The sequence below is a fragment of the Mesorhizobium sp. M1A.F.Ca.IN.022.07.1.1 genome, from assembly GCF_003997575.1.
In the GTDB taxonomy this organism is placed as follows: Bacteria; Pseudomonadota; Alphaproteobacteria; order Rhizobiales; family Rhizobiaceae; genus Mesorhizobium.
In genome coordinates this window covers 13,711-40,539 of record NZ_RZST01000006.1, presented here as the reverse complement: position 1 = coordinate 40,539, position 26,829 = coordinate 13,711, and the positions used below count along the sequence as shown (strand labels likewise).

Below are 26,829 nucleotides of genomic sequence, written 5' to 3'. Positions count from 1 at the left end.
ATGCGTATTACTCCGACTCAACCGCGCGGGGAAAACCAATGGCGAAGAAACCCAATGAGACTACGAGCAAGAAAGTTGCTTCGACGGCATCCAAGTTGCTTCGTTCTAACAGCTCCTCAAAGGCAGTCAAATCGGTCGCGGGATCCGCTCTTACGCAAAGGGTGAAAAAAAAGAAATAGCGCCGGTTTGACAGACATGAAGCAGTTTTGGCCTCATTCAGAAGAGCGCCAAGGAGTTTGGTTTCCGGCGAACTGGTTGTGTCCGAAAAGGTGGACTGCACGTTGGCGTCGACGCCATCCACAAACTGGAGAGCGCAGAGATTGGCGTTTTGGTTTGCCTTGATCCACCAACGGCACCGATGCTGAGAGAGGCTGCATCCGAGGGTGAGGTCGGCCCGCGCTCAAAGCAAGTTCCTAAAGTCCAGATTTAGAAGACGCCCGTCGAACGCCTGGGGGATGATAGATCTTCCGGAAGTAGGAAGACAGCCGGCTGTTTCGCCACAAAAGCTTGGCCGCAAGCGGGTTGAGGGTCAAACGGAAATGATGTTTCCAATGTCTTCAAACAGCAGAATGTCGAAGGGCCAAAACGCAAGGGAAATGGGCCCATCCGGACGGTCGACATCGAAGTGACCCGCGGACCATAGCCGAAAACAAAATAGCCTTTAAGGGCCCGCTCGACTGAATCCAGGAGCGGGCTTTTCTAATTCAGGGCGGGGTTCGAACCCACGAGACCGATGAAGGTCCACCTCCTTATCAGGGATGCGCAATCGACCGCTCTGCCACCTATCCACAACGTTGGTTCGATTGATCGATCTTCAAGCCCCGAGACATTCTCGGTGCGAATACGGCGGACTTTTGCCGCAAGCACGGCATTTCGGCAGCGACCTTCTATAAGTTCAAGGCGAAGTTTGGCGGGATGGAATTGTCCGACGCCCGTCCCCTGACGGCGCTGGAGGACGAGAACGCGCGGCTCAAGAAGCTGCCGGCGGAGCGGATGCTCGACAATGGATCTTGAAGGATGCTGCCGCAAAAATGTATGGTCCGCCCCGTCCGGGCAAGGTGTCGCGAGATCGCGAATGACCTATGGAAGGGCCGATACCCTCGAAGAGCGGCTTGGGTTGAAGCCGCTGGTTGGCCAGCGCATTGCGCCGATCATCATCTTCGCCGCCAGCATCGAACATCACCTGGAGCGGCGTTGTGGAAGCTCAAGGGCGTCAATCCAAAGGGCATTCGACCCGAGACCGACGCGAAGATGATCTCTGATTTGATCGGGATGCTTGAAACATTCGCGTCAACCGCTGCCAGCGGGAGACGAGCGCACCCTTCTTCAGACATGGTCCAATGCGGCCAGTCTTGCATTTGCGATCAGGAATGACATCGCTCATGGCGTGCCACCAACTTGGGCGAGAACGCGCAAGAGACCGTCCAGCGACTATTGGGCCGACGATCACTCTCTCGATCTCGTTCGTCACGCCTTCGCGGTTCTACTGCGCGTCACTGTTGGCGTTTCGACAGAGAAGATGCCGTTGATCGAGCTTGCGAACCCATCTTTGCTACGTGCCCTCCGCCGCGAATTATTCTGAGCGAGATGGCCTGCAAAGACTATAATCCGACCTTCAGAAATACTAAATCGGCAGCGATGGCTTCCTATTTCCCCGCGAGCGCTACACTGGTCACTTCAAGAATGGCGGCACCGTACCGCGGGCGCGCAGGCCAGGATGTCCAGTTCGACGTCACGGAAGGCCAATCGAAGACACGATCGAGGCATTCAACAATCTTGGATTTAACGATCGCACGATGACGATCAATCGTACGGCTACTCGGGCTATATCGCTCGAACTTGGACCGATTGCCCTTGGCCGCTTCCAGGTCGCATTGGTTTCGAGGTTGTGCCGGCATTCAACGAAGCTTTCTACGGCGCGCTCCACGTCGATCATATCGATCACAGCTGGAATGAGAATGACGGCCTCGCTTTTCGCATTCAAAATACACTTGGCCTTGCCGGCTTAGTGGTCGGCGGCAAAGTAGAGTTCTGCAAGATAAGCGGCACCATTCCAATCGGCGGCGCGCTGGTTACCTTGGGCGCGAAGTCGGCGACGGGGTCGACATCGCTTGATACGCCCAATGGCGACAGCACAACCTACCATGTGCGGCTCACGCAGCCGATCTACATGCTCGCCCATGTCGTCACGCCGGTGTTTTCAGGTACGGTCCCCCTGTGGTTCAAGTTGGAACTGACCAAGGGCAAGATCCCTACAACGCTGGGACAGAAGGGGTCGATCCAGATCACACCGACAGGACAGCGCCGTGACTACGTCCTTGTCGTTAGGCTCGATCAGGCCGCCTTTCTCCCGCAAGGGCTGACCGCGTCGGGCAAAGTCGACGTTAATTGGCAGGCACCGACCACGCTGCCGCCGACCGCGGCCGGCATCACGATGCCGCACCAGTAGCGAATTTCTCGCTGTAGCCGGGTTTGAGCGCAGCAAGCGATCTATTCGTCGCACTGCAATCGGCCTATGGCGAACTGAGTGCGAGGCCCTTTTGGAGGGCTTTTCCGTGTTGGCCGAAACGGTAGCTTTGGGTCAGGTCACGACTATGCCTAGCGGGGTGCCTCAACGTTCGTTTCCGACTATTTGTGCCTTAAAACTGCCAACCTGCAACGGCCCAACGCCGCCTGGCAGCTTTTGCGCCTCGTGTCGGCCATAGAGGCGAACTTTACCTCTGCCCGGAAGCAGACATTTCGGTTGACAACGCGCGCCGTCGCGGTCGCGCCATGAACAGGCATGGAATGTGGGTTCAACTGAAATGGATAGCTGGAGACTAGTATTGGCAAAAGTGCTTGCATCGCGGTGCGAACTGACGCTCTCTATTAGCTTAAGGTAAGATCAATTAGCTAAACCTAGTGCCATGGGCGATACTGACATCAACGCCGCTTTCGCGGGGGTGGACATAGCGCGATTTGCCCCGAGGGGGCATGAGCGTTTTGATGGTCCTATTCGAACGTTCTCAGACGCAGATGGGACAACTCTCTCAGCAATATCGGATCGAACGTTTCTTAGGTGGATAATCAGAGAACTCGGCGATCTGAGGGGGGAAGCGCATATACGAAATTGGAACAGGAACTGGTTATCTGGTGTCAGTACTCTCCTTGCTAGCCGGCAGGGAAGGAGACGTCCCACTGATATTTGGTTGCGAGATTATTCCCGACCTCTTCGATCAATCACAGCGCGCCCTCATCGGCACTTCTGGTGTGCGCGTGCAATTAGGTGATTGGGTCGATCGACTACCCGAGCTGGGTCTCTTCGACGTCATAATAGCCACTTCTGCGTTTCGTGGCATCCCGCGACTGCTTCGCGAGGCGTTGCGGGTGCCGGGAGGCATGCTCGCTATGCCTGTAGCGATTCCGGGTGGCGGGGACTGCTTTACGATCTTCCTAGCAACCGAGAAAGGACTACTCACGGTCGGCGCTAGGATGTCCGTGTCCGTCCCTACAACCGGTTCCATTGCAGATGAGGACACATGGTACATCCCGCTTGAAAAGCTTATTGATCCGCGACCGAAGTCCTTCTTGCATATTGAAAAGGGCCGAGGCTTTGGTCACCCTGTTTTGGATTCTTTGGCATTCCGGAGCTACCTTTTTGGCGCTGAACCGAATTTCCGCGCTGTGAACCTAGGCGTCGAGCGTACATTCGACCTCACACACTACTCTTTCGGTCTCATCGATAGCGAGCGCCGCTCGGGCGCGCTTTATCACGGCCGCGACATAGTCGTGTTCGGTGATCTGGGCCTCGAATTTGCCGGCACCTTGGCAGCCCATCGGGAACGATGGCAAGCAAATGGGCAGTCGGATCTTAGCCGAGTGCACTATCATATCCCTTGGACCGCGTTCGATGCTGACCAGTTGCCAAGCGGATATGTTGCTGCCCTTGGAGGCTGAGGATGTTGCAGACGGCTCCTCCAGACTTGTCATACGTTTGTCCCGATGTGAGATTTCGGGAAATAGGTTGCATCCCCATCATCGGAATGAAGTGCGCAGCAGAGCTGATGGAAACTCCCTGGGTGTCGCGAGACGTTTCCGCTCTGGATGAACTTGCTGCCCTCCTCACACCCCAGCGTATCGCGGCACGGCATGGGACGCGCTTGGTCACGCTCGAGCATAAGGAACGATGGCGGAACCTCCGGGCGCAACAGAGATTGGGCGATTATCTCGCTGGTCTCGACACAACTGAATTTTATCTCAGGCAGAGTGACGCGTCCTTCGTCGACATCGCGCATCGATTGCCTGTTTCACCTCGATCACGCGAGCCGGCATACTTCGACAACATATGGATCGGTCCGCCAGGAACGGTGCAAACCTTTCATCAAGATAACCACAACGACTACGTCACGAACCATAATTACTTCATTCAGTTGTTTGGGTGGAAATATGTTGCAGTCTGCCACCCACGGGATACCTTCGCGCTCACGGACGGCGCCACAGTGCGAGGGCACCATTGCGATGCCTCGCCGACGGACCCCAATGTCTGGCAACGCGTGCCGTCGTTACGTCATGCAATCGTCGGTCCATGCGACCTCCTGCATATCCCTCCCAGTTACTGGCATTACGTCCAATCCCTCTCAGTTAGCATTTCGGTGTCGCGTTGGTGGTTCGATAACCACTTGGCAGAGATCATTTACAGCGTTGGGCAAGAGCGTTGGGAGCGTCCTGCAATCGTTGTGGCGGATACTAGGAAATTCTTGGCTGACCTTGAAGAGTTTGGCGGCGCTTCTGCCTTGAAGCGTGTCCTTTTGCAATTGTCTCCCATCGCAAGATTTGCAATTATAACGGCGTTCAGTGAATTCTATGGCAAAGGAGTTTTCGACTATGTCTGAAGCACCGCTTTCCTTCGAACTGAGTGAAGATCAAGCTAAGGCCCTCAGGTCCCTCGCTGGAGGTAAAGGCATACGCATTTCCGGTTATGTCGATGGGACAACCCTGAAGGTCGACAACATTGCCATCAACGCAGGGATAATCGGTATCAGCAGTTCACCCTTCAAGGACGGCATGGCCCCTTTTATCGCTCTTGCAATGGCCCGCTCGAAGTTGAAAAATGACAATGGACTACGTCGCGCGTTTTGTTGAAACTGCCCTTGACGAACAAGGCGACATAGCAACGCGCGACTACCTTCGGCTGTTTGGCGACGCTGTTGCACGTCACGTGCCGCCATACTTCCTCGCCGACTACGGCAACAGTTTTAGGTCGCATATTGAGAACCCGGTATGGGTGCTGCAGTCGCTTGTCTCGAATGCGATCAAAGAGGGCGAGGGTTCCCGCGACTTAGCGAAGATTGCCAACGCTTGCACAAGTGCCGGGCTTGTTGACGATCTGAGCCAGCATGTCGAGGATGAGGCAGGTCATTGCCGAATGTACCTTCGTCTCGCCGATCTGGTATTTCCAGACGCATTGCCAGATAATGTGCGCGGGGCCGTTGAGACCCAGTTTCCCCCCATGCAGCACAGCCAGGTCGAGGCCGCTAGCCTCGAAACCTGGAGGGTGCTCGACTATTTGATTCAGGTGAACCTCGGTGAGGTGAGGACCCGCATTCACCAGAAGTTGTTGGAGCCCGTGCTCGAGGCATATTGCCCGCACCGTAACCTAGACATGCTGGGTCGAACGCTATGCAAGTTAAGTGGCGACGAGTGTAGCCACATCCGCTACACTGCAAGACGCATCGGAGAACTGTCCAAAGAATTTGCCTCGACTCGGGTTGAAGAACTCTTTTGGCAGAGATTGCTACAGTTCACCGCATACACAGAGCGCGAATTGGGTAGCCAGAGGGCTGGAGGGTTTGCGACGTCCCTAGTTAGGGATCGGTGATTGCTCCGTGGGGATCGTGTTGGCAGGCACGCTCTTATTCAGGTCGCCTTCGCCGTTGACCCGCGCCGTTAGATCTGTCGACCTCCTGGATGAAAATTCGCTTGCGAACCGCGGGGAGTCAACCGGACAGTTCTCAGGACGGCTGTTGGCGCCAAGCGGTCCGCGCTATGCTGGACGTGTTAGTCCGTTTCTAGACCGGCCAACCCGAAAACAAATAGTCCGCTTGCGGCCCAGAAGCCGACGCATCTGGCCGCCGACAGCGCCTACGGATCGGCAGCGAACCTCGCCTGGTTGGTCAAGGAACGGGAGATCGCGCAGCATATCCCCGTGTTCGATAAAACCGCACGGATGGCACTTTCTCGCGCGCCGACTTCATGTTCAGCGGAACTACTGGTTCGCCCTGAGCGAGGATCGACCGCTATTCTTTTTCGCCGGCCTTCGGACGCCTTGGCATGGTATCGGAAGGTTACTCGGGTCTAGCCGGCGCGGCCGTCTTGTCCCGTTCCTGCCCGCTCCTTCGCTGCGCTCCCGTGTTGGGGACAAGCCAGCCCTGCACGCCGTCTCCTTTGGAGCCGTCCTCCCGGGACAGCGCGTCGGCCGCATCCAAGTCTGACGCTTCGTGAAACGAACGCCACCCTGCGACGGCGTTCGTCACGTCTCTTCGATTGAGTGCCAGGAAGGGCGGGCCTGAGACGTACATTCCCGCTGGAAGCTCTGTGTGATAGCAACGGCTTGGCGCGGGTGTTTGAGCGCCCCCACGGCAGTGCCGGAATGGCGGATCGCTCAATTGCATGGCGGAGAACAAGAACCAGCACTTTGTTCCCCGGGTACATCTATCGCCCTTCAGCGTGTGTGCCGAAGGCAAAGCCATTCACCTGTTTAACCTTGATCGCAACCAATCATTCTTCGATGCCCCGGTGAAGAATCAGTGTTCCAGGGATTACTTCTACGGGCAGGACCCAAGGCTCGAAACCGCAATCCAGACCGTCGAGGGACACTATGGCGACTGCGTTTCGTCGTTGCTCAAGCCACGTGCGGTCATCAAGGATCTTCATGCCACAATCCTCAGGCGTTTCGCCTACCTGCAGCATGTCCGCACAGAAGCCGCCGCGCGTCGATCCGCGGAGTTTGCTTTCGCTGCCACGTCAGTCAAAGGTGCGGACTTCGAACAACCGTCTTTCAAGGAGGCCGTCAAAAGTGCGGTGATCTCGGCGATGCATCACTACGCCAAAACGATGAGCGTCGTAGACGATCTAAAGGTGCGGGTTGTTCGCAACCTTACCTCGGTGCCGTTTCTCACATCAGATGACCCTGCTGCTCTCGCCAACCGCTGGCATCAACAGCACAGGCATGCGCAGCACAGATCTTTTGGAATCTCCAGCGCAGGTGCGCTTCTCTTCCTGCCGCTTTCGCCAACGCTGTTGGCTGTTCTCCTGGATGGCGACGTCTATCAAGCCGAGCACGTCGGTGGCTGGATCGATGTGTCAAATACGGCGGACATTCTTGCGTGCAACCACCAGCAGGTACTGAACTGCGCGGCAAATCTGTACTTTGGCGAGCGTAGCTCTGGGGATGATGTGCAAGCTATAGCGATCTCAGTTGCGCATCTGCGACCCCCGAGTCGGTTTGACGTGGTTATGGCGGTAGCCGACGGCAGAACCGAAACTCATACTCACTACGCAGTCGTAGATGCCCCCGACGCTCGGGAGCATGACGACGTGCTTATCCACGTGAGAACTGTCAGGCCGGTTCCGCCAACGTGGCCCTCGTTCCTGAAGTTTCGAAACAATCGTTTCGTCTTCACCAACGATACGGGCGCAGGCTTCCGCCGTCGGAGGACTGCGACGTCAAGTCTTTGGGGTAGTCCGCCTTGGCGGAAGGTTCGAGGCTAAGGAGACCAATGCTATTCTGGCGCTTCGCCATCATTCTCACCTGGCGGCGTTTTCGGGTTGTTCGGTTTCATCGAAGACCAAGAAGAGGGTGTCGTCATCCTCGTTCATGGCCCTTTCCGCCAATCCTTTTGCCAATCGCAAAGGCAACGCGTTGGCCGATGGCGGGATGCTGGTCCCCGAGTGGGTCATAGAACGGAGGTACGGCGTCGGCTTTGACTTTACAGCTTAGCGTGTGAAGCACGAAGAGCAGCCGCTATCGTTTGCGGGAGTGGCGTCCCATGCGAACTGGGACAGATTGGTTAGGTTAGTCTCCTACGGGCTAAGCCCACCCGACGTCGTCCTTTCTGGAAAGTCTCAAAAACAGATCGAACCAGAATCGATATTCGGCATCTTCACGATTGCCAGACACTTCCAAGGGACACTAGGCGACCGACGTGGTAGCGTCCTTGCCGTGCCTTCGATCTCGGCTTCCATCGCCTCGTCGTCGGATAGGAGTGCCCAATCTTTAACAATGTCATACTGGCTTCGCACATCGATGCCCTCCGTCTTGCCGAGAAGCAGCCTTAGGTACCCCGACGCCTCCCGACCTTCAACACAATGACAATGGCCATCACCAGCCCCGACGCGGCCAAGACGCCGTAAAACCCTTCGGCCGTTATTGCAAAGCCCCAGAAGTCGATTGTGATCTTGTCCATTGGTTCGGTTGCCTTCACCAGATTCCAGGTTCAAACGACAGACTGAACCGTCTGCGCTCGTGTTGCGTTTTACGGCGCAAGCATGAGGCACCCTTGCAGGCGTCAATTGCAAAAGCGCCATCTTAGAAAATTATACCTACAAAATGCGTCGTTTCAGTCCCGGCTGGGGCCGAAATCTGTCCTTCGCGAACCGGTCGCGCGCTGCCTTGGCGTCAATTGCCGTTATTGGGCAGTTTTTGTAGCCTCAACCCCATTTTTTCAGCTCGGCAAGGAAGCGATCCTGCTCCTCCAAGGCTTTCAGCATCGTTCCATGACAGTGGAATCCGTCATGCGCCGCAATTCTCGCTGAATGGACGATTCGTGAAGACCCAGCGCCGTCCTCAGCGCCAGTGAGTCTAAAACACCATGTACCTCTTTCCTGAGGGGCGTATCGAGGTATCCAGCCGCGGCCTTTTGGAGAGCAGATGCTTCCGAAAAATTGTACATACTCGCCGTCTCTTTGGCTTTCCGCATAAGGTACTCGCTAGCCGAGTCGGAGATCGATGACGTCGTGCGCGAGGGCGCTCTCGCCGTCCTTGCAGCTCTCGTTGCCGCCGCTTCGTTCATGAATTTCTGTCTGTTCAGCTTCCAGCGCCCCTGCCATCGACGGATCAAGGTAACGTCTGTCTCCCTCCGCGAGCTGGACATATCATTGAGGACCCGCCTCATGGCTGAAGTCGCCTTCATGGAAGGATTATCCAGCAAGATACTTGCGACCTTGGCAAGGGCCTGATCGTTGTTCTTGACGCCGCTGCCAATTGGGCGGCCGACGCGGCGCTTCTGAATCTCTTCCATTGCTTTGCCTCCAGTTGGTGTCGGTCTGCCCCGTGCGCTCTTTGATATTGTAGCAACGGATGGATTCTCAAGCGATTTAAATAGCTCCGATCAGTTTAAAAGCGCGGAAAATTCCCGCTCGTGAATCCAAAAGCGCGGAAAATTCAGCGACACGTAATTTTCCGCGCTTTTACGGCTTACGGAGAGGCTGAGCGCGAAAAATTCCAGCCGGTGCGGCGTTTGGCAATCGGCGTTTTCATCCGAAAACGGCCCCGCATTATTCCTCTAAAGCTTAGAACTGCCGGCCATAGCGCGGGCGAGCGGCACTGCTGAGGTAAGCAACTCAGCTCCCACCTTGCAGGACCTGGATGACGGACTGCCCGCAGGTGCTGCCCCATCTGCTTTGGACCGCATCTGCGAAATTCTCACGTATCCTGCCTGTGCGCATGTAAGCATAGGGTAGCGCCTGGGCTCGATTGGCCACCACACTAAGAACCACCGTCGGCATGGCGACCGCAGGCTGATGTCCCAAACGCCACTCCAAAAGGATCATCCTCTCATGGATCCCAATGCCATCATTGCGTCCCTGCCAGTCGCCGGGGCTGATCGATCTGTGCTCATCGAAGTCGCTAATGCCGCGTTCGAGCCCGTCATTGAGCGGATTGAACCGAATATTAGGAACGACCCGAAGCCTTTGGGATGCTGATAACTACATCGACAATAGCCTTCTCGGCGTCTCTCCCACAAGTCCGTGGGAAACGGCTCAGGAATTCTTTGCGGCTCTCGCACGCAAGGAAACCTTGTTCACCCATACTTGGCAGCTGGTCGGCAGAGAAGCTCCCCTTGCTGAAGCCTTGGAAGCACACAAGAATCCGGACGTTGGCGTGACGCTGGTAACGGGGTCTGGCGGCGGCGGCAAATCTCGAGCTCCAAGCCATTCTGGACCAAATCGCCGCCGATCAGTCTGCGACTAGGATCAGGCTTGTCTCACCGACAATGGAGATCACCAAGGTGTCTCTAGAAGAGCTTGGTTCCGGTGACCTGCTCCTCGTCGTCGATGATGCTCATGACAGCGACAAGTCTCCAGCCATTGTTCAATTACGCCGCGGCCAACGTGGGTCGTGTAAAATTGCTCATTGTCTTCCGACGATATGGAGTTGAGCATATCCGGGCCCAGGCAAGCAGCTATTCCTTTTCTGGAGACCGTCTGAGCGTCATCGACGTACCGCCTCTTTCCAAGGAGGAGTCGGAGTCGCTTGCCCGCCAGGTGCTTGAACACCTAGGTGGACCTATGGAGCTTGCGGCCAGCATTGCTCATCTCACCCAAGATTGCTCGCTCGCCACAGTGGTCGGGGGCTCAGACCTGCATGAAGCCCCATCTTGTGCAGCGTCCTTTGCTTAGGCGCGGAACCATACGGAGCGATACGGGAAGATTTCTGATTTTGGCCCACGAGAAAGCCAATGAAATCAACGGTCCCGGCACATCCTCCGGGCCCACCATTATCGTTATTTATCAATGCTTTATAGGGTGGTTCGCCACGAGGTTCGCCAATAGGTTCGCCAAGCATCGGCCTGCGCGTCACCAGACGCACGACTCTGTCCATCCCCTGGACTGCCAGCCGTACCTGCGAAGCCTCGCGCGAATAGAGCTCGGCATGATCGATGTCGTCGTGACCGAGCACATCCATGAGCTGCCTGGTCGAAGCCTCCGCCTCGGCCAGATAGACGCCAAGCGACTTCCTTAGTCCATGCAGGGTCAGCCCCTTCGGCAGACCAGCAAGCTTGCACCAATGCGTCATCATTCCAGTCAGCGACTTGGCGGAGAACGGCTCACCGTAGCCGTTGACCAGGACGGTCTCGCCGCGCCGGTCGGCCGCATCCAGGATCTCGGACAGCATCGGCGTGATCGGCACAAAAAGCCGTTTGCCACCTGTGCGTCCCTTGTTCTTGGCTTGAACGATATCAAATCCGTCGAAGTGACGCTCGACACCGTCGATGAAGACTCGGCGGGTGACCCTCTGATCCCAGCGCAGGCCCGCGACGTCGCCGCGGCGATTGCCGAGCCAAAGCGCCAAGCCGTAACAGGTGCGTGCCGCCGTGCCGAGCTGCCAACGCTTTTCGAATTGCGCCATCGCTTCCCGCGACCAGGCTTTCCAACCGGCATAGGCGGGCCGCCACTCGACCGCTGCTGTGGGATCGATTTCGATCCAGTCTTGCCGCAGCGCGACATAGACCAGCTTGCGTATGCCCACCAAAAGGTGCTTGGCCTTATGTGGGGTGGCGATGAAGCGGCCAAGAAGCTCTTCAATATGGATACGTCGAAGGTTTTTTACCGCTACATCCCGCCAGATGAGCGGGTGATCTGCGACCACCCGGAGTCAGCCGCATGCGCGTCATAGGTGTTCTCAGATCATGGCCCGCCGCAGCGACGAGGTGCATACGACTTTCCATGGCTGATTTAAGCCGGCTCGAAAGCTGGTTCAATGCACGTGCGGTGGCGCGCACCTCGCCGGAGCCTTCTTCGGGCAGAGGTGCGAGGATGCCGTCCGGCCCAATGCGTGCTGCCGCAGCTTCCAGCATCACCAGGGGCCTAGTCAGCACTGTCGCGGTGTAGAACGAAACGGCCGCGGCACCCAGAGCACGATCAACGTGATCCAGCCGGCAAGGACCAGCCAACGGTCTTCCGGCGGCGAGAAGTCCGGAATATCGACTGTCATCCAGCGGCCGTCCGGCAATTGCACCGGGGCGACCATGCCTGGCTTGCCCGCGACCCGCACGACAGCAGCGGGAAGCGGCGCGCCGCTGTTTTCGAGCGCTCTCTCGAGAACATATGTGGCGCGTTCGTCGTCTTCCCCCTTCGCCGGCCGATTTGAGAGGTCAAGCTTGATGTCATCTGACTGCGGAGCGCGGCCTGGAAACGATTGCGCCAGAAGCCTAATCTGGCGCGCGACCGGTTCTATCGTCGTTTCGAGGTTGGGTGCCCGCATCGCACTGACGGCCGCAAGCGTCGCAAGCGCCACAACGCCCACGATCGCAGCCACGAGAAGCAGCGCAATCCGCGCCCGGAGCGAGGTCATGGCCGGGCATCCAGCGTCTCGACGCGGACGGCCAATTGATAACCGCCATTGCGTACCGTCTTGAAAAAAGGCGCTGCGGCGTCTTCGCCGAGCTTGCGCCTGAGCCGGCTCATCAGCACGTCGACGGAACGGTCGAGCGGCTCGCGCTCGCGCCCCTGCGTCAGATCAAGAAGCTGGTCGCGGGACAAGACGCGGCCCGGCCTTTCGACGAAAACTTTAAGGAGGTCAAACTCGGCACCGGTCAGATCGACGACCGCGTCTGCAGCATTTGTCACCTTGCGAGTGTCCGGTTCCAGCCGATAGCCGGCGAAGTGGTAGATGCGAACACGAGGCGGGGCAGCTTCCTCCGGCGCCGAGCGCCTCAGCACTGCCCGGATGCGGGCGGCGAGTTCGCGTGGATTGAACGGCTTGCCAAGATAGTCGTCGGCGCCGAGCTCCAAGCCGATAATGCGGTCGACATCCTCCTTCAGCGCTGTGAGCAGGATGACCGGAACATGCGGTTTGCTGTCTCGCAAGGCGCGGCAGATATCGAGCCCTGAACCGTCCGGAAGCATGACGTCGAGGATGATCAGGTCGAACTGGTCGGCGGCAATTTCCTGCTCGCATTCCCGTCGATCCGCCGCCATTGAAACACGGAAACCCTGTTCCTCGAGATAACGTCTGAGAAGTATCCTGATTTCACGATCGTCGTCGACGACAAGGATATGGGGTTGTGTCTGCATCGCTTACCCTGCCGTTACTTGCGTCACGCGGATTATAGGAAGAGCCACAGCTAACGGGGATAAAAATTGCAATCGAATGTTTCCAATCGGCCTTTAGAAACATTGGGAAACAATTTTCCGTTTTCTGGAAATCTTCTGCAACATTCGGAAGCAAAGCGGCAAAGGATGCCTCCTATCCTAATACCACCCGAAGCACGCAGGAAAGGATCATGTCATGCGCAGCAAACTCTTGGCGCTCGGCCTGTTTTCGGTCGCGGCCATCCATCCCGTGCTGGCCGCTCAGCCCGATCCCGGCGCCGCACCGGGCGGCGAGCCGCCGGCCATCAATCAGAAGGACGACACGGGCCCGGGGCCGATGCCCTGGCCTCGGCCGCCTGGGCCGATGCGGCACGGGCCGCAAGGGCCGGAAGGCTTCGGCTTCCGCAGCATGGGACCGCCGCCGCCGGAAATGCTTGCCGCCCGGCTTTCGGCGCTCGAGACCCGCATCGGCATCCGGTCTGAGCAGCTCGATGCCTGGCGCGACTATACCAGCGCGCTGCAGGCGGTGTTGGCGCCTCCGCAGTTCGACCGTGGCCCCGGCGCTCCCGGCGGCCCCGAGGCAGGCGGGCCGGGCTCCCCCGGCGGCCCCGGCCAGGCGCAACGCGATCCCTTCGCCTTCCAGGAGCGCCTGGCCGACGAGGTCACAAAACGCGCGGCTTCGGCCGCCAAGCTGAAGGATGCGATCGCCGTGCTGCGCACCAAGCTGACGCCCGAACAGCTCGAAATCCTCGCTTCGGCGGATCGGCCGCACGGCCCGCCCCCCGGTCCATGGGGTGATCCGCCGGATGCAGCCGGCCCCGGAGGTCTGCCTGGTCGCGGCGGACAGCTGCCTCCACCGCTACCCCGGAGCGGCGAGCAACTCTGACCGGCTGCGCCGGCCGGCCCCCTGACCCACCCGTTCAAGGGCCGGCCGGTATTTTTTGCGAAGCATGGAACGCATCTATGATCTGGGAAGCCCTGATGATGCTGCGGCTGCTTGCCTCCCTGGGCTCGCCCCTGACGATCCGTCCCGGCGCTAATGCCAGCCAGCGGATCCTGTCGAACCAGGCGCTGACGGGAGCGATTCGGCTGAGCTTCGCCGCTTATCGCCTGTCACTCCTAATCGCCTCGCCCAACGTCAAAAACGATGACCGTAGAATTGCGTAAACGATATCTTCTTCTGCTGGCTTTGCTTGTCGTGGTGGCCGCTGTCGCCGCGCTCAAAGCCTATGGCCGCGCCTCGCCCGAACCGGTGGCGCAGACGCCCGTATCGGCGGCGACACTCGCGGTTTCGGTGGAGAAGGTGGTCCCCCAGACGGTGACATCCTCGGTCAGCGCGACCGGCACGGTGGCTGCTTGGCAGGAAGCGACAATCGGCGCGGAAGAGAGCGGCCTGCGCCTGACCGAGGTTCTGGTGGCCGAGGGCGATCATGTGAAAGCCGGCGATGTCGTCGCGCGGTTGGACGACTTGCTCCTCAAGGCGCAGCTCGCCGAGCAGAAGGCAGCCGTCGAGCAAGCTCAGGCCACGCTCGACTCGGCGCTGTCGGCCGCCGCGCGAGCCAACAAGCTGCTCGCCAGCAACGCCGTCAGCGCTGAAACCGCCGAGGACAAGGCGACCGCCGTCAAGACCGGCAAGGCCGGCGTCGATCAGGCCCAAGCCGCGGCCGAGCGGCTACAGGCCCAACTCGACAGGACGATCATCCGCGCGCCATTCGACGGCATCGTCTCCAGTAAGCCGGCCGTGACGGGTTCCATCGTCCAGGCCGGCACCGAGCTGATGAAGATCGTCCGCGAAGGCAGGCTGGAGGTCGGCGTGCTTGTCCCTGAAAAGGATCTCGCGGCAATCTCGGCCGGTCAGCCGGCGAACATCGTCGATGCATCCGGCCGCGCCTTTTCCGGCAGCGTTTCCCAGATAGCCGAGACGGTCAACTCGACCACCCGGCTCGGCACCGTCTATGTCGCCGTCAGCGACGGCTCGGGCCTTAAGCCCGGCATGTTCGCCCGCGTCACGATCGAGACGGCTGCGTCCCGGCAACTGACTGTCGCGGAGACGGCGTTGGTCTGGCATGGCGGCAAGCCGGCCGTGTTCGTCGTCGACGATCAAGGCAAGGTCAGCGCGCATCCCGTTGCAACCGGCACGCGCCAGAACGGCCGCGTCGCCATCGAAAGCGGCTTGTCGGAAAGCGTTTCCGTCGTTGTCGCCGGCGCCGGCTTCCTCAACGACGGCAACCTCGTGCGTGTCGCCGCCGACGAGACGAAGGCGGCCGATGCCGCGAGCACGGCGGAGCCGGCGCAATGAACGCCATCTCCTCCTGGTCGATCCGCAATCCGGTTCCGACCATCGTGCTGTTCCTGTCGCTCAGCGTTGCCGGCGTCTACGGCTTCGTGCAACTGCGCACCAACAATATGCCCGACATCGACTTGCCGACCGTCACCGTCACGGTAGCGGAGCCGGGCGCGGCACCGAGCGAAATGGAAGTCCAGGTGGCGCGCGTCATTGAGAACGCTGTCGCGACCCTCGAAGGCGTCGACGACGTCTCGACCTCGATCAGCGAGGGCTCGTCCGTCACCACCGTCGAATTCACGCTCGGCACGGATCCCGAGTCCGCCACCAACGATGTCCGCAACGCCGTCTCGGGCGTGCAGTCCAGCCTGCCGGCCGCGGCCCAGACGCCGGTCGTGGCGAAGGTCAACGCAACCGGCAATTCGGTGCTGACCTTCGTCGTCGAGGCGCCGACCATGTCGCCCGACGCTCTGAGCTGGTATATCGACAACGACGTCGCCAAGGTCCTGCTCGGCGTCGACGGCGTCTCCAAGATCACCCGTTCCGGCGGCGTCGACCGCGTCATCCGCGTCGAGCTCGACCCCGACCGGCTCGCCGCTCTCGGCATCAGCGCCGGCGATGTCAGCCAGTCGCTGGCCTCCAACAACGTCAACCAGCCCGGCGGCCGCGCCAATATCGGCGGCCAGGAGCAGTCGGTGCGCACGCTGGCCAGCGCCGCGACCGTCGAAGCGCTGGCCGACACCCGCATCGCGCTGAGCGGTGCCGGGGATGTCAAGCTTTCCGGCCTCGGCACCGTCGTCGACAGCTGGGAAAAGCCGCGCCAGTCGGCCTATCTCGACGGCAGGCAGGTCGTCGCCTTCAATGTCTACAGGTCGGTCGGCTCGAGCGAGATCGACGTGGTCAAGGCCGTTCGCGACGCGATCGCCGACATGGGCGCCAAGACCACGACGGCAAAGTTCACCGAAGTCACCTCCTCGTCCGGCTTCGTCCAGGAAAGCTACGACGCCGCCTTCGAAGCCTTGTGGCTCGGGGCCCTGCTCGCCATCGGCGTGGTCTGGCTGTTCCTGCGCGATATCAGGGCGACGCTGGTGTCGGCGGTGGCGATGCCGCTGTCCCTGATCCCGACCTTCGCGGTGATGGCGGCCTTCAACATCTCGCTCAACAACATCACGCTGCTGGCGCTGTCGCTGGTCGTCGGCATCCTTGTCGACGATGCTATCGTCGAGATCGAAAACATCGTGCGCCATATGCGCCAGACTGGCATGAGCGCCTACCAGGCGGCAATCGAAGCGGCCGACGAGATCGGCCTCGCCGTGGTGGCGACCACCGCCACAATCGTCGCCGTGTTCCTCCCCGTGGCCTTCATGCCCGGCATTCCCGGCAAATTCTTCTTCTCCTTCGCCGTCGCCGTCTGCGTCTCGGTGCTGTTCTCGCTCTTGGTGGCGCGCATGCTCACCCCGCTGATGGGGGCCTATCTGGTGCGCGCTGGCGGTCATGACGAGAACGACACGCCTGCCTGGGTGCCGACCTATCTTTGGCTGCTGCGCAAGGCGCTCGATTACCGCTGGATCACGCTTGTTGCCGGCATCGCCTTCTTCGCCGGCTCGATGATGCTGGCGACGCATCTCCCGACCGAATTCATGGCAGCGACAGATCGCGGCCGCTCGATGATCTCGGTCGAGCTGCAGCCCGGCTCGACCATCGAGCAGACCACGGCGGTGGTGCAGGAGATCACCAAACGACTGGAGAAGGAGCCGGCCGTCGACAGCTTGTTTGCCACGATCGGCACGGCCGCCTCGTCGGGTGGCGGACCCAACCAAAGCTCAAGCTCGGCCGAAGTGCGGACCGCGACCGTCACGGTCAACCTCAAACCGCGCGCCGAGCGGACGATGAGCCAGCAGCAGTTCGAGGCCGAGGCTTCGCCGAAGCTCAACGACATCCCAGGCGCCCGCCTCCAGTTCGGCGCCGACGGCTTCGCCGGCGCCAAGGTGTCGATCACGCTGGTCGGGGACGATGGCGCGGCCCTCGAGAGGGCGAGTGATGCGCTGATTGGCGGGATGAAATCGGTTCCCGGGCTGATCAATCCGACGTCGACCGCGGCCACCACCAAGCCTGAGCTGATCGTGCGGCCCGACAGCGCCAAGGCGGCCGAGCTCGGCGTCACGCCGACCGAGATCGCCGCGACGGTCAAGATCGCCACCATCGGCGACACCGACACCAGCCTGGCGAAATTCAATCTCGGCGACCGTCAGGTCTCGATCATCGTCACCTTGCCCGACGGCGCCATCGACGACCCGGCGAAGCTTGGCATCCTGCCCCTGACCGGCAGCAAGGGCACGGTACCGCTCGGCGCCGTCGCCGATATCGGCTTCAATGCCGGGCCGAACAGCATCACGCGTGTCGACCGCAGCCGCAGCGCCACGGTCGAGGCGGATCTTTCCGGCCTGACGCTCGGCCAGGCGACGACCGCCATTCGCGCGCTGCCGGTCATGAAGAGCCTGCCGCAGGGCGTGCATGAGCTGGCGCGCGGCGATGCCCAGCGCATGCAGGAACTGTTTTCTGGTTTCGCCACCGCAATCGCCGCCGGCATCATCCTGATGTACCTGACGTTGGTGCTGCTCTTCCGCAGCTTTATGCAGCCGGTGACCATCCTGGTCGCCTTGCCGCTGTCGGTCAGCGGCGCGCTTGGTTTCCTGCTCATTACCGGCAAGGCGCTCGGCATCTCACCGTTGATCGGCATACTGATGCTGATGGGCATCGCGGCCAAGAACTCGATCCTGCTCGTCGAATATGCTCTGGTCGCCGAGAAGGAACGCGGCATGAGCCGCTTCGAGGCACTGCTCGACGCTGCCCGCAAGCGAGCCCGGCCCATCGTCATGACATCGATCGCGATGGGCGCCGGCATGCTGCCGATCGCGCTCGGCATCGGCGCCGACGCGGAGACGCGGTCGCCGATGGCGATCGCCGTCATCGGCGGGCTCATCTCCTCGACTGTGCTCAGCCTCGTCTACGTACCGGTCGTTTATACCTTCATGGACGACATCCAGCGGTTCCTTGCCCGGCATCTCGGCAAGCTGTTGGTCGAAAGACCTGATGCTGAAACCTCGACTGAAACAGCAACCTCAGGGAAAAATCATCCGGACAATGCCTATTCAACCTAGTCGATATGCGCCTGGCGCACGTTTATCCCTTGTGCCCCCGACGGGGCTGTTCTGCGCCGTCATGGTTCTGGCAGGCTGTACTCAGCAAAGCGCGACCAGCGCGCCTCCCGGCGGGGCACCGGCCCGGCCGCAGGTCGGAGTCGTCACAGTGCATCCGCAATCGGTCGCGATCACCGCTGAGTTGCCGGGACGCACGGTCGCCTCCCTCGTTGCGGAGGTGCGCCCCCAGGTCGACGGCATCATCCAGTCGCGCCTGTTCAAGGAGGGCAGCGAGGTTGCCAAGGGTGATGAGCTGTACCAGATCGATCCGGCGAGCTACCAGGCCTCCTATGACAGCGCGATCGCCACCGAGCAGAAAGCCGAAGCAGCGGTGCCGAGCGCGCAGGCGAAGTTCGACCGCTATGCCGGATTGATCAGTCAGAATGCGGTGAGCAAGCAGGATTATGATGACGCCGCCGCCTCGCTGGCGCAGGCCAAGGCCGAAGTTGCGTCAGCCAAAGCAAGCGTCGAGACTGCGCGCATCAATTTGGCCTACACGAAGATCATCGCGCCCATCGCCGGACGCGTCGACAAGTCCTCGCTGACGCCTGGAGCCCTTGTGACGGCAAACCAGACAGATGCCCTCACCACCATACGCACGCTTGATCCGATCAACATCGACGTCACGGAATCGAGCACCAACCTGCTCAACCTGCGCCAGGCAATCGCCGAGGGGCGGCTGAAGTTCAACGGCGAAGGTGTCAGCGTGAAGCTGAAGCTCGAGAACGGCACCATCTATTCGCAGACCGGCAAGATGGAATTCGCCGAGGCCAATGTCAGCGAGACCACTGGCACGTTCGCGCTGAGGGCCCAGTTCCCCAATCCCGACCGACTGCTGCTGCCAGGCATGTATGTGCGCGCAATCGTCGAGGCTGCGGTGGCACCGAACAGCTATCTGGTGCCGCAGCGCGGCGTCACCCGCAATACCAAGGGCGAGCCAACTGCCATGGTCGTTAATGCCGACGGCAAAGTTGAACAACGCATTCTCAGTGTGCGCAACAGCGTCGGCAACGACTGGCTGGTGGATCAGGGTATCAGTGACGGCGAGCGTATCATCGTCGAAGGCACGCAACTCGTGAAGGCCGGAGCGGAGGCGACGCCGGTCGAAGTGACGATCGATCCGACGACCGGCGAGGTCAAGGAGCATCAGTCCTCGGCCGCGCCCGCTCCCGTGCAAGCAGCCGATAGCGGACAGAAACCGGCGCAAGGCGCCTCAAGCAGCAACTGAGGCAAATCATGTCCGGCTTCTTCATTAACCGGCCGATCTTTGCCTGGGTGATCGCCATCGTGATCATGCTGGGCGGCCTGCTGGCGCTCCGATCGCTGCCGATCTCGCAATACCCGCAGATCGCGCCGACCACCGTCAACATCAGCGCCACCTACCCTGGCGCCGACGCCCAGACCGTCGAGAACTCGGTGACCAAGGTCATCGAACAGGGCATGACCGGCATCGACAATCTCGACTACATGACCGCGACATCGACCTCGACGGGTTCGGCCTCGCTCACGCTGACCTTCACCAGCGGCGCCAACGCGGACACCGCCCAGGTGCAAACCCAGAACAAGCTGCAGCTCGTGCAGTCGCAGCTGCCGCAGGTCGTCCAGAATAATGGAATCACCGTCTCCAAATCCTCGACCGGCTTCCTGATGGTCATCGGCTTCGTCTCCAGCGACGGCAAGATGAACTCGACCGACCTCGCGGACTATGTCGACTCAACCGTCAACGACACGCTGAAGCGCGTCGAAGGCGTCGGCTCGACGCAGCTCTTCGGCTCCGGCTATGCCATGCGCATCTGGCTCGATCCCGACAAGCTCTCCAAATATGCGCTGATGCCGAGCGACGTGTCATCGGCGATCGAGGCGCAGAACACCCAGATTTCGGCAGGACAGCTTGGCGCTTTGCCGGCACTCAAGGGACAGCAGCTCAACGCCACGGTGACGGCCAGGAGCCGGCTGCAAACCGCTGAGCAGTTCCGCAACATCATTCTGAAAAGCAACACCGACGGCTCGCTGGTCAGGCTGAACGATGTCGCCAAGGTCGAGATCGGCGCCGAAAGCTACACCACTCAAGCCCACTACAACGGCAAGCCGGCCGCGGGCCTCGCCGTCAGCCTGGCGACCGGCGCCAATGCCCTCAACACCGCAGAAGCAGTGCGCGCGACCATCAACCGCCTGAGCTCGACCTTCCCGCAAGGCGTCGAGGTCGTCTACCCGTATGACACTTCACCCTTCGTGCGGCTTTCGATCGAGGAAGTGGTGAAGACGCTCGCCGAAGCGATCGTGCTGGTGTTTTTGGTGATGCTGCTTTTCCTGCAGAACCTGCGCGCTACCATCATTCCGACGATCGCCGTGCCGGTGGTGCTGCTCGGCACATTCGGCGTGCTCTCCTTCTTCGGCTATTCGATCAACACGCTCACCATGTTCGCCATGGTTTTGGCCATCGGCCTGCTCGTCGACGACGCCATCGTCGTGGTCGAGAATGTCGAGCGCGTGATGCAGGAAGAAGGCCTGCCGCCGAAAGAAGCGACGCGCAAATCGATGAACGAGATCACCGGCGCGCTGATCGGCATCGCGACCGTGCTGTCGGCCGTGTTCGTGCCGATGGCCTTCTTCGGCGGCTCCACCGGCATCATCTACCGGCAATTCTCCGTCACCATCGTCTCGGCCATGGTGCTTTCGGTGCTGGTGGCACTTGTTCTGACGCCGGCGCTCTGCGCCACCATCCTGCGCGCGCCAAAGGACCATGCGACGCAAAGGGGTCCGTTCGGCTGGTTCAACCGCGTCTTCGACCGCGGCACGATCGCCTATCGCGAAGGCTCGCATGGCATCATCAACCGCTCCTGGCGCTTCCTCGCCGTGTTCCTGGCCATCGTCATCGCCATGGGCTGGATGTTCGCCCGCCTGCCGAGCTCGTTCCTGCCGGACGAGGACCAGGGCATCCTGATCACCAGCGCCTCGCTGCCCTCCGGCGCGACGCAGGATCGAACCGAGCGCGTGCTCGCCCAGGTGACCGACCACTATCTCAGCGAAGAGAAAGACGCGGTCCAAGGCGTGTTCACGGCTTCCGGCTTCAGCTTCGGCGGCGCCGGGCAGAATGTCGGCATTGCCTTCGTGCGGTTGAAGGATTTCGACCAGCGCAAAACGCCGGCTCTGGCAGCATCGGCGGTCGCAGGCCGCGCTATGGGCGCCTTCTCCAGGATCAGGGACGCGCAGGTCTTCGCGCTCGCCCCGCCCGCCATCCAGGGTTTCGGCAACACCAACGGCTTCGATTTCTACCTGCAGGACGTCAACGGCGCCGGCCATAATGCACTGACCCAGACGCGCAACCAGCTTCTGGGTCTCGCCGCAAAGAGCAAGCTGCTCGCCAACACCCGTCCCAACGGCCAGGAGGATCAGCCGCAATTCTCGGTCGATATCGACCAGGAGAAGGCGAGCGCGCTGGGCATCGGCCTTGCCGACATCAACGACACGCTTTCGACTGCCTGGGGCAGCGACTACGTCAACGACTTTATCGATCGCGGCCGCGTCAAGCCGGTCTATCTGCAATCCGCTCCAGAGTTCCGCATGCAGCCGCACGACCTGGAAAGATGGCAGGTCCGTAACTCGAGTAGCGCAATGGTGCCGTTCTCGGCCTTCGCCTCCAGCCACTGGACCTATGGATCGCCCCGCCTCGAACGTTACAACGGTTCGGCCGCAGTCGAGATCCAGGGCGCGGCGGCTACCGGCCAGAGCTCGGGCGCTGCCATGGACGAGATCGACAGGCTGGTCGCGCAACTGCCCGCCGGCTATTCGCATGAATGGACCGGGCTGTCGCATCAGGAAAAGCTTTCCGGCAACCAGGCGATGCCGCTCTACGCGATTTCGGCGCTCGTCGTGTTCCTGTGCCTTGCCGCGCTTTACGAAAGCTGGTCGATCCCCTTCGCGGTGATGCTGTCGGTGCCGATCGGCATCTTCGGTGCGCTCGCGGCGGCCACCCTCTTTGGCCAGACCAACGACGTCTACTTCAAGGTCGGCCTGCTCACCACGATCGGTCTCGCCGCCAAGAACGCCATCCTCATCGTCGAGTTCGCCATCGAGCGGCAGGCAGCCGGAATGGGACTGGTTGAAGCGACGCTGGAAGCGGCGCGGCAACGCCTGCGGCCGATCCTGATGACATCGCTGGCCTTCATCCTCGGCGTCACCCCCTTGGCGATCGCCAGCGGCGCCGGGTCGGGGGCGCAGAACTCGGTCGGCATCGGCGTCATGGGCGGCATGATCGCGGCGACCGTGATCGGCGTCTTTCTGGTGCCGCTGTTGTTCGTCACGGTGCGCCGCATCTTCAAGGGCAAGGCAGCCAACGAGAATTCGGACGGGACCCCAGCTACAGCCACAGCCACTCAAGAATAGAGGTTTCTTTCCATGCCAGGTTTTGAACGCGGTCTCGCGACCGCGAAGGGGCTTCTTTTGCCCGCGTTTGCCGCTGCCCTGCTCTCGGGATGCGTCGTCGGTCCGGATTACCAGAAGCCTCTTCTGGCAATGCCGACGAGCTGGAGCGGGCAGAAGGCGGTGAAATCGGCCAAGCCGGCGCAGCTGTCGCAATGGTGGCAGCGCCTGCGCGATCACGAGTTGAACGCGCTCGTCGAGGAGGCGGTCGCCGGCAATCTCGATGTCGCCACCGCCAAGGCCAAGATCCGCGAGGCGCGGGCAAGCTACCGCCAGTCGGTGGGCAAGTTGCTACCATCCGCCGAGGGTTCGGCCTCAGCCACCCGCAACAAGTCAGCCGCGACCACCTCGGGCTCGAACGCCATCTATAGCGAATATCAGGCCGGCTTCGATGCCAGCTGGGAACTCGACCTCTTCGGCGCCAACCGCCGCAGCATCGAGGCCGCCAGCTACGGCTTGGACGCTTCCGAGGAAAGCCTGCGCTCGACCCTACTGACCTTGGTCTGCGATGTCGCCTCCAACTATATCCAGGCACGCGGCTATCAGACGCGCGTCGCGCTGGCCCGGCGCTCGGCTGCGTCACAAAGGCAGACCGCCGAGCTTACCCGCACGATGGCCCTGGCCGGCACCGCGACGGCGGCAGATGTCGCCAAGGCCATGGGGCAGGCAAGCAGCACGGAAGCGGAGATTCCGACGCTGGAAGCGAGCTACGCCGAGGCCGTGCATCGCCTTTCAGTGCTGACCGGGCGGCCGCCGGCGACACTCACCGAGCGCTTGAGGCGCGTAAAGCCGATCCCGGCGCCGCGCCTGCCGATCCCGACCGGTATTCCGGCCGACATCCTGCTCACCCGTCCGGACGTGCGCATGGCCGAGCGGCAATATGCGCAATACACCGCGAAGATCGGCCAGGCCGAGGCGGCGCGCTATCCGAGCGTCAGCCTGACCGGCGACATCAGCACCACCGCCCTCAAGCTCGGCGATCTCGGCAAGAACTCCACCATCGGCTGGTCCTTCGGCCCCTCGCTCAGCGTGCCGTTGTTCAATGGCGGCCAGTTGCAGGCGGCTGTCGACGTCGCCCGTGCCCAGCGCGATCAGTATTTCGTCGCCTACAAGGCCGCGGTGCTCACGGCGCTGGAAGACGTGGAGAACGCCACGGTTTCGCTGTCGCAGGAGCGCATCAGAAACGGCAAGCTCGCCTCCTCGGCCAAGTCCTATGGCGATGCCGCGCGGCTAGAAAGAACGCTCTACAAGGCTGGCGAGGCAAGTCTCCTCGATGTGCTGGACGCCGAGCGTTCAGCCTACTCGGCGGAGGATTCGCTGCTGCAGAGCCGGGTGTCGATCGCCACCGACTATGTCGCTCTCAACAAGGCACTCGGCGGCGGCTGGGATGGCGCGATCGACAGCGCCACACCTGAAATCATCGACGTCAAAACCGGCCCGCGGTTGGCATCAGAGCCGCAACGCAATGAATAAGAGAGATTTGCCTCGCGGCGACGTGCTGCAGGTTCCTGGGCAATTTTTGGTCATGATCCTCTCATGGTCATCTCTATTTTGAAATCATTCGCGGCAGGCCCGGTTTTCACCTCTCAGGCCAACTATACATCATGCTGCTCTCATGGGTGATATGGGGTGCCGTCTTCTTCTCGGAGCATCCTGCGCCGACATTTTGGGTAAGCCTCGGACTCGTCATGGCGGCATTGGCACTGCTTTCCTGGCAACGGTTAGAGGCATCTCGCAGAAAGAATCCAGGCGAGGCAGAAGCTTCATGACGCCGGGAGTTGATGATGTATGAACTAAGCCGGGCTGCCCTCTTCGAACTTGTATGGTCGAAGCCGATGACCGAGATCGCCCGCGTACTCAACGTGCGCGATCAGCACATTGCCATGACTTGCGATCTCTTCGACATTGCCCGACCGCGCGCCGGCCACTGGCAAAAGGTTAGGTACGGCAAACCTGTCGAAAAGGCCGTCCTCAGCACTGAAGCTTTTCCTGCCGAGGAGATTGTTTGCCTAGGCGTTTGAACAGCAGTCGCGGGCCGATCCCGATGGGCCTGCCCAGTTGCGTCCCTCGATGGCGGCGTGCGCCAAGATGAAAGGCGTCGGCAAAAGTGTGCTCCAAATCTTTCCAACAACGCAATGAACGTTTTTGCTTCGGTTTTGCGGCCTTCGCTACAACTTGTCAGCACTTCGATGAGGAGACTGTCAAGTTTAGCAATGGAGATATGTCATGGGATCCAAGCCCTTGCATGATCGGGTGGTGATCCGCCGGATCAGTGAAGAAAAGACGGCGGCCGGCATCATCATCCCGATACGGCCAAGGAAAAACCGCAGGAAGGCGAAGTTGTTTCGGTCGGCCCCGGCAGCCGCGACGAGACGGGCAAGCTCGTTCCACTGGACGTCAAGGCCGGCGATCGCGTGCCGTTCGGTAAATGCTCCGGCACCGAGGTCTAGATCTGCGGGCAGGACCTGCTGATCGCCAAGGAATTCGACATTTTCGGCATCATCGCCTGACCCCTTTCCAAGACCAAGTCCAGGAGGCAATGATCATGGCCGCCAAGGACGTGAAATTTTCAACCGACGCCCGCGACTGCCTGCTGCGCGGCGTGGACATCCTCGCCAACGCCGTGAAGGTCACGCTGAGACCCAAGGGCCGCAACGTCGTCATCGAACAAATACTTCGGCGCGCCGCGCATCACCAAGGATGGCGTCACCGTCGCCAAGGAAATCGAGCTCGAAGACAAGTTCGAGAATCTCGGCGCGCAGCTGCTGCTGCGCGAGGTCGCCTCCAAGACCAATGATCTTGCCGGCGACGGCACCACGACCGCGACGGTTCTGGCTCAAGCGATCGTCAAGCAGGGCGCGAAATACGTCGCCGCCGGTCTTAATCCGCAGGATCTGAGGCGCGGCATCGACCTCGCTGTGGCCGCCGCCATCGCCGATATCAAGAAGGGCCCCCGCAAGGTCGCCTCGTCGGAAGAGGTGGCGCAGGTCGGCACCGTTTCGGCGAACGGCGCGCCGCGGAAATAGGCGGCCGGATCATCGCCACGGCGGTTGAGAAGGTCGGCAATGAAGGTGTCATCACCGTCGAAGAGGCGAAGAGTTTCGAGACCGAACTCGACGTCGTCGAAGGTCTGCAATTCGACCGGGGCTATGGTGATAGCCCAGATCAAAGAGGTGCAGGCCGAGCGTGACGCTCCGCTGGCAGTCGAAGTAGCCGAGACTCCAGCGGCGACATTGCTCGATCTGAACGGAATCAGGCCCGAGTGTGGGGCCCTCTTTTGCGCCGAAGGGCTGTTCAGACACTTCGATAATCGCTGACAAGTCGCCGCCTATGCCGGTCTCGCGCCGACACCCTGCGAGAGCGGATCGGTCCAGCGCAAGCAAGGCGTCTCGAAGCTCGGCAACTCCCGGCTGCGAACGACCATGATCGAGTTGGCCCGGCTGTGGTTGCGCAATCAACCGCCTTAGGCGCTTCCCGCTGGTTCCACGAACGCGTAATGCGCAATCAGGCCTCAAAAAGACAAACCATCGTCGCCCCTGCAAGGAAGCTGCCTGTGGCGCTGTGGACCGCAGGCGTTTTCATAGAAGGGGGCGTCATGAAGCTGTCTGACGAGACCACACCGACACACTCATCCCTCGAGGCCTGATCTCGCCTTCTGGGCCGTGCCGCCGCAAGCGGAATATTGGTGCAGCCGTCCTCAAGCGGCGACCGTGTGTGAGCTTAACCAGGCTCGATTGACCGAGTCGTGCCACGCGATCGGGCTCAGCTCTGGATTCGGCCGCCATTGGAGCAACCGATGCCGCCCTAAACACGGCTCTTGACCTGGCATGTAAGCCCGGATCAACAGCC

The 26,829-nt window shown here is 60.7% G+C and carries 19 protein-coding genes and 5 pseudogenes; 19 read left to right on the top strand and 5 right to left on the bottom strand.

All coding sequences use genetic code 11. The features are described 5' to 3' along the window. Positions 1–810: 810 nt before the first annotated feature. The 8 genes and pseudogenes from EOA75_RS02290 to EOA75_RS02250 all read left to right on the top strand — a co-directional run. A pseudogene (locus EOA75_RS02290) lies at positions 811–1,005 on the top strand (transposase); the annotation flags it as partial. 883 nt (positions 1,006–1,888) lie between these two features. After that, positions 1,889–2,449: a hypothetical protein gene (locus EOA75_RS02285; RefSeq protein WP_091595768.1), complete on the top strand. Its 561-nt coding sequence runs from the start codon at positions 1,889–1,891 to the stop codon at positions 2,447–2,449. Between the two features lie 650 nt (positions 2,450–3,099). Then, complete coding sequence (locus tag EOA75_RS02280; protein WP_127323515.1) at positions 3,100–3,936, top strand: hypothetical protein; 837 nt, start codon at positions 3,100–3,102, stop codon at positions 3,934–3,936. Positions 3,937–3,938: 2 nt separating this feature from the next. After that, on the top strand, positions 3,939–4,871 hold the full coding sequence (locus tag EOA75_RS02275) for a cupin-like domain-containing protein (protein ID WP_127323514.1): 933 nt from the start codon (positions 3,939–3,941) through the stop codon (positions 4,869–4,871). After that, positions 4,864–5,121: a hypothetical protein gene (locus EOA75_RS02270; protein WP_127323513.1), complete on the top strand. Its 258-nt coding sequence runs from the start codon at positions 4,864–4,866 to the stop codon at positions 5,119–5,121. The genes EOA75_RS02275 and EOA75_RS02270 overlap by 8 nt, the downstream gene beginning before the upstream one ends. Beyond that, entirely contained in the window at positions 5,096–5,857 is a 762-nt protein-coding gene (locus EOA75_RS02265; RefSeq protein WP_091595760.1) for a hypothetical protein, read from the top strand. The genes EOA75_RS02270 and EOA75_RS02265 overlap by 26 nt, the downstream gene beginning before the upstream one ends. A gap of 246 nt (positions 5,858–6,103) precedes the next feature. Beyond that, positions 6,104–6,237, top strand: a pseudogene (locus EOA75_RS02260) (IS5/IS1182 family transposase); the annotation flags it as partial. A 411-nt stretch (positions 6,238–6,648) separates the two neighbouring features. After that, a complete protein-coding gene (locus tag EOA75_RS02250) occupies positions 6,649–7,749 on the top strand; it encodes a DUF4238 domain-containing protein (protein WP_091595756.1) in 1,101 nt (366 codons plus the stop codon). Positions 7,750–8,312: 563 nt separating this feature from the next. On the opposite strand, the gene EOA75_RS35540 is transcribed toward EOA75_RS02250, so the two are convergent. From EOA75_RS35540 to EOA75_RS02230, 5 genes are all read right to left on the bottom strand, one after another. Beyond that, positions 8,313–8,444 carry a hypothetical protein gene (locus EOA75_RS35540; protein ID WP_268929511.1) on the bottom strand — a complete coding sequence of 44 codons (132 nt, stop codon included), beginning with the start codon at positions 8,442–8,444 and terminating at the stop codon, positions 8,313–8,315. A gap of 297 nt (positions 8,445–8,741) precedes the next feature. Next, positions 8,742–9,278: a hypothetical protein gene (locus EOA75_RS02245; protein WP_126043593.1), complete on the bottom strand. Its 537-nt coding sequence runs from the start codon at positions 9,276–9,278 to the stop codon at positions 8,742–8,744. A 1,298-nt stretch (positions 9,279–10,576) separates the two neighbouring features. Continuing rightward, entirely contained in the window at positions 10,577–11,629 is a 1,053-nt protein-coding gene (locus EOA75_RS02240) for a tyrosine-type recombinase/integrase (RefSeq protein WP_245466543.1), read from the bottom strand. A gap of 222 nt (positions 11,630–11,851) precedes the next feature. Next, the gene (locus tag EOA75_RS33870; RefSeq protein WP_164747245.1) at positions 11,852–12,334 is read right to left on the bottom strand and encodes a hypothetical protein; all 483 of its coding nucleotides are present in this window, start codon (positions 12,332–12,334) and stop codon (positions 11,852–11,854) included. Next, positions 12,331–13,056, bottom strand: a complete 726-nt coding sequence (locus EOA75_RS02230) for a response regulator (RefSeq protein ID WP_127323512.1) — start codon at positions 13,054–13,056, stop codon at positions 12,331–12,333. Before EOA75_RS02230 ends, EOA75_RS33870 begins: the two co-directional genes overlap by 4 nt. Before the next feature lie 214 nt (positions 13,057–13,270). Between EOA75_RS02230 and EOA75_RS02225 the strand changes: the two genes are divergently transcribed. The 11 genes and pseudogenes from EOA75_RS02225 to EOA75_RS34840 form a co-directional block, all read left to right on the top strand. Further along, positions 13,271–13,960, top strand: coding sequence for a hypothetical protein (locus EOA75_RS02225; protein WP_127323511.1), 690 nt, complete (start codon positions 13,271–13,273; stop codon positions 13,958–13,960). 77 nt (positions 13,961–14,037) lie between these two features. Beyond that, positions 14,038–14,241, top strand: a complete 204-nt coding sequence (locus EOA75_RS02220; protein WP_245466542.1) for a hypothetical protein — start codon at positions 14,038–14,040, stop codon at positions 14,239–14,241. Continuing rightward, entirely contained in the window at positions 14,234–15,373 is a 1,140-nt protein-coding gene (locus EOA75_RS02215; protein WP_164747244.1) for an efflux RND transporter periplasmic adaptor subunit, read from the top strand. Before EOA75_RS02220 ends, EOA75_RS02215 begins: the two co-directional genes overlap by 8 nt. Beyond that, on the top strand, positions 15,370–18,519 hold the full coding sequence (locus EOA75_RS02210; protein WP_127323509.1) for an efflux RND transporter permease subunit: 3,150 nt from the start codon (positions 15,370–15,372) through the stop codon (positions 18,517–18,519). The genes EOA75_RS02215 and EOA75_RS02210 overlap by 4 nt, the downstream gene beginning before the upstream one ends. Continuing rightward, positions 18,503–19,786, top strand: coding sequence for an efflux RND transporter periplasmic adaptor subunit (locus tag EOA75_RS02205; RefSeq protein WP_127214168.1), 1,284 nt, complete (start codon positions 18,503–18,505; stop codon positions 19,784–19,786). The genes EOA75_RS02210 and EOA75_RS02205 overlap by 17 nt, the downstream gene beginning before the upstream one ends. Before the next feature lie 8 nt (positions 19,787–19,794). Further along, positions 19,795–22,944, top strand: a complete 3,150-nt coding sequence (locus EOA75_RS02200; RefSeq protein WP_127323508.1) for an efflux RND transporter permease subunit — start codon at positions 19,795–19,797, stop codon at positions 22,942–22,944. A gap of 12 nt (positions 22,945–22,956) precedes the next feature. Then, on the top strand, positions 22,957–24,453 hold the full coding sequence (locus tag EOA75_RS02195; protein ID WP_127323507.1) for an efflux transporter outer membrane subunit: 1,497 nt from the start codon (positions 22,957–22,959) through the stop codon (positions 24,451–24,453). Between the two features lie 362 nt (positions 24,454–24,815). Next, positions 24,816–25,001, top strand: a complete 186-nt coding sequence (locus tag EOA75_RS02190) for a hypothetical protein (RefSeq protein WP_127214156.1) — start codon at positions 24,816–24,818, stop codon at positions 24,999–25,001. A 205-nt stretch (positions 25,002–25,206) separates the two neighbouring features. Beyond that, a pseudogene (locus tag EOA75_RS02185) lies at positions 25,207–25,430 on the top strand (co-chaperone GroES). A 95-nt stretch (positions 25,431–25,525) separates the two neighbouring features. Continuing rightward, positions 25,526–26,131: pseudogene (locus EOA75_RS02180) on the top strand (TCP-1/cpn60 chaperonin family protein); the annotation flags it as partial. 226 nt (positions 26,132–26,357) lie between these two features. Beyond that, a pseudogene (locus EOA75_RS34840) lies at positions 26,358–26,447 on the top strand (hypothetical protein); the annotation flags it as partial. Positions 26,448–26,829 lie beyond the last annotated feature (382 nt).

Excerpts from the sequence above, each read along its gene's own strand:
- EOA75_RS02200 (WP_127323508.1), top strand. The coding sequence starts at position 19,795 with ATGTCCGGCTTCTTCATTAACCGGCCGATCTTTGCCTGGGTGATCGCC.
- EOA75_RS02210 (WP_127323509.1), top strand. The coding sequence starts at position 15,370 with ATGAACGCCATCTCCTCCTGGTCGATCCGCAATCCGGTTCCGACCATC.
- EOA75_RS02245 (WP_126043593.1), bottom strand. The coding sequence starts at position 9,278 with ATGGAAGAGATTCAGAAGCGCCGCGTCGGCCGCCCAATTGGCAGCGGC.
- EOA75_RS02230 (WP_127323512.1), bottom strand. The coding sequence starts at position 13,056 with ATGCAGACACAACCCCATATCCTTGTCGTCGACGACGATCGTGAAATC.
- EOA75_RS35540 (WP_268929511.1), bottom strand. The coding sequence starts at position 8,444 with ATGGACAAGATCACAATCGACTTCTGGGGCTTTGCAATAACGGCCGAA.
- EOA75_RS02205 (WP_127214168.1), top strand. The coding sequence starts at position 18,503 with ATGCCTATTCAACCTAGTCGATATGCGCCTGGCGCACGTTTATCCCTT.
- EOA75_RS02250 (WP_091595756.1), top strand. The coding sequence starts at position 6,649 with ATGGCGGAGAACAAGAACCAGCACTTTGTTCCCCGGGTACATCTATCG.
- EOA75_RS33870 (WP_164747245.1), bottom strand. The coding sequence starts at position 12,334 with ATGACCTCGCTCCGGGCGCGGATTGCGCTGCTTCTCGTGGCTGCGATC.
- EOA75_RS02275 (WP_127323514.1), top strand. The coding sequence starts at position 3,939 with ATGTTGCAGACGGCTCCTCCAGACTTGTCATACGTTTGTCCCGATGTG.
- EOA75_RS02220 (WP_245466542.1), top strand. The coding sequence starts at position 14,038 with ATGATCTGGGAAGCCCTGATGATGCTGCGGCTGCTTGCCTCCCTGGGC.
- EOA75_RS02195 (WP_127323507.1), top strand. The coding sequence starts at position 22,957 with ATGCCAGGTTTTGAACGCGGTCTCGCGACCGCGAAGGGGCTTCTTTTG.
- EOA75_RS02265 (WP_091595760.1), top strand. The coding sequence starts at position 5,096 with ATGGACTACGTCGCGCGTTTTGTTGAAACTGCCCTTGACGAACAAGGC.
- EOA75_RS02270 (WP_127323513.1), top strand. The coding sequence starts at position 4,864 with ATGTCTGAAGCACCGCTTTCCTTCGAACTGAGTGAAGATCAAGCTAAG.
- EOA75_RS02190 (WP_127214156.1), top strand. The coding sequence starts at position 24,816 with ATGACCGAGATCGCCCGCGTACTCAACGTGCGCGATCAGCACATTGCC.
- EOA75_RS02225 (WP_127323511.1), top strand. The coding sequence starts at position 13,271 with ATGCGCAGCAAACTCTTGGCGCTCGGCCTGTTTTCGGTCGCGGCCATC.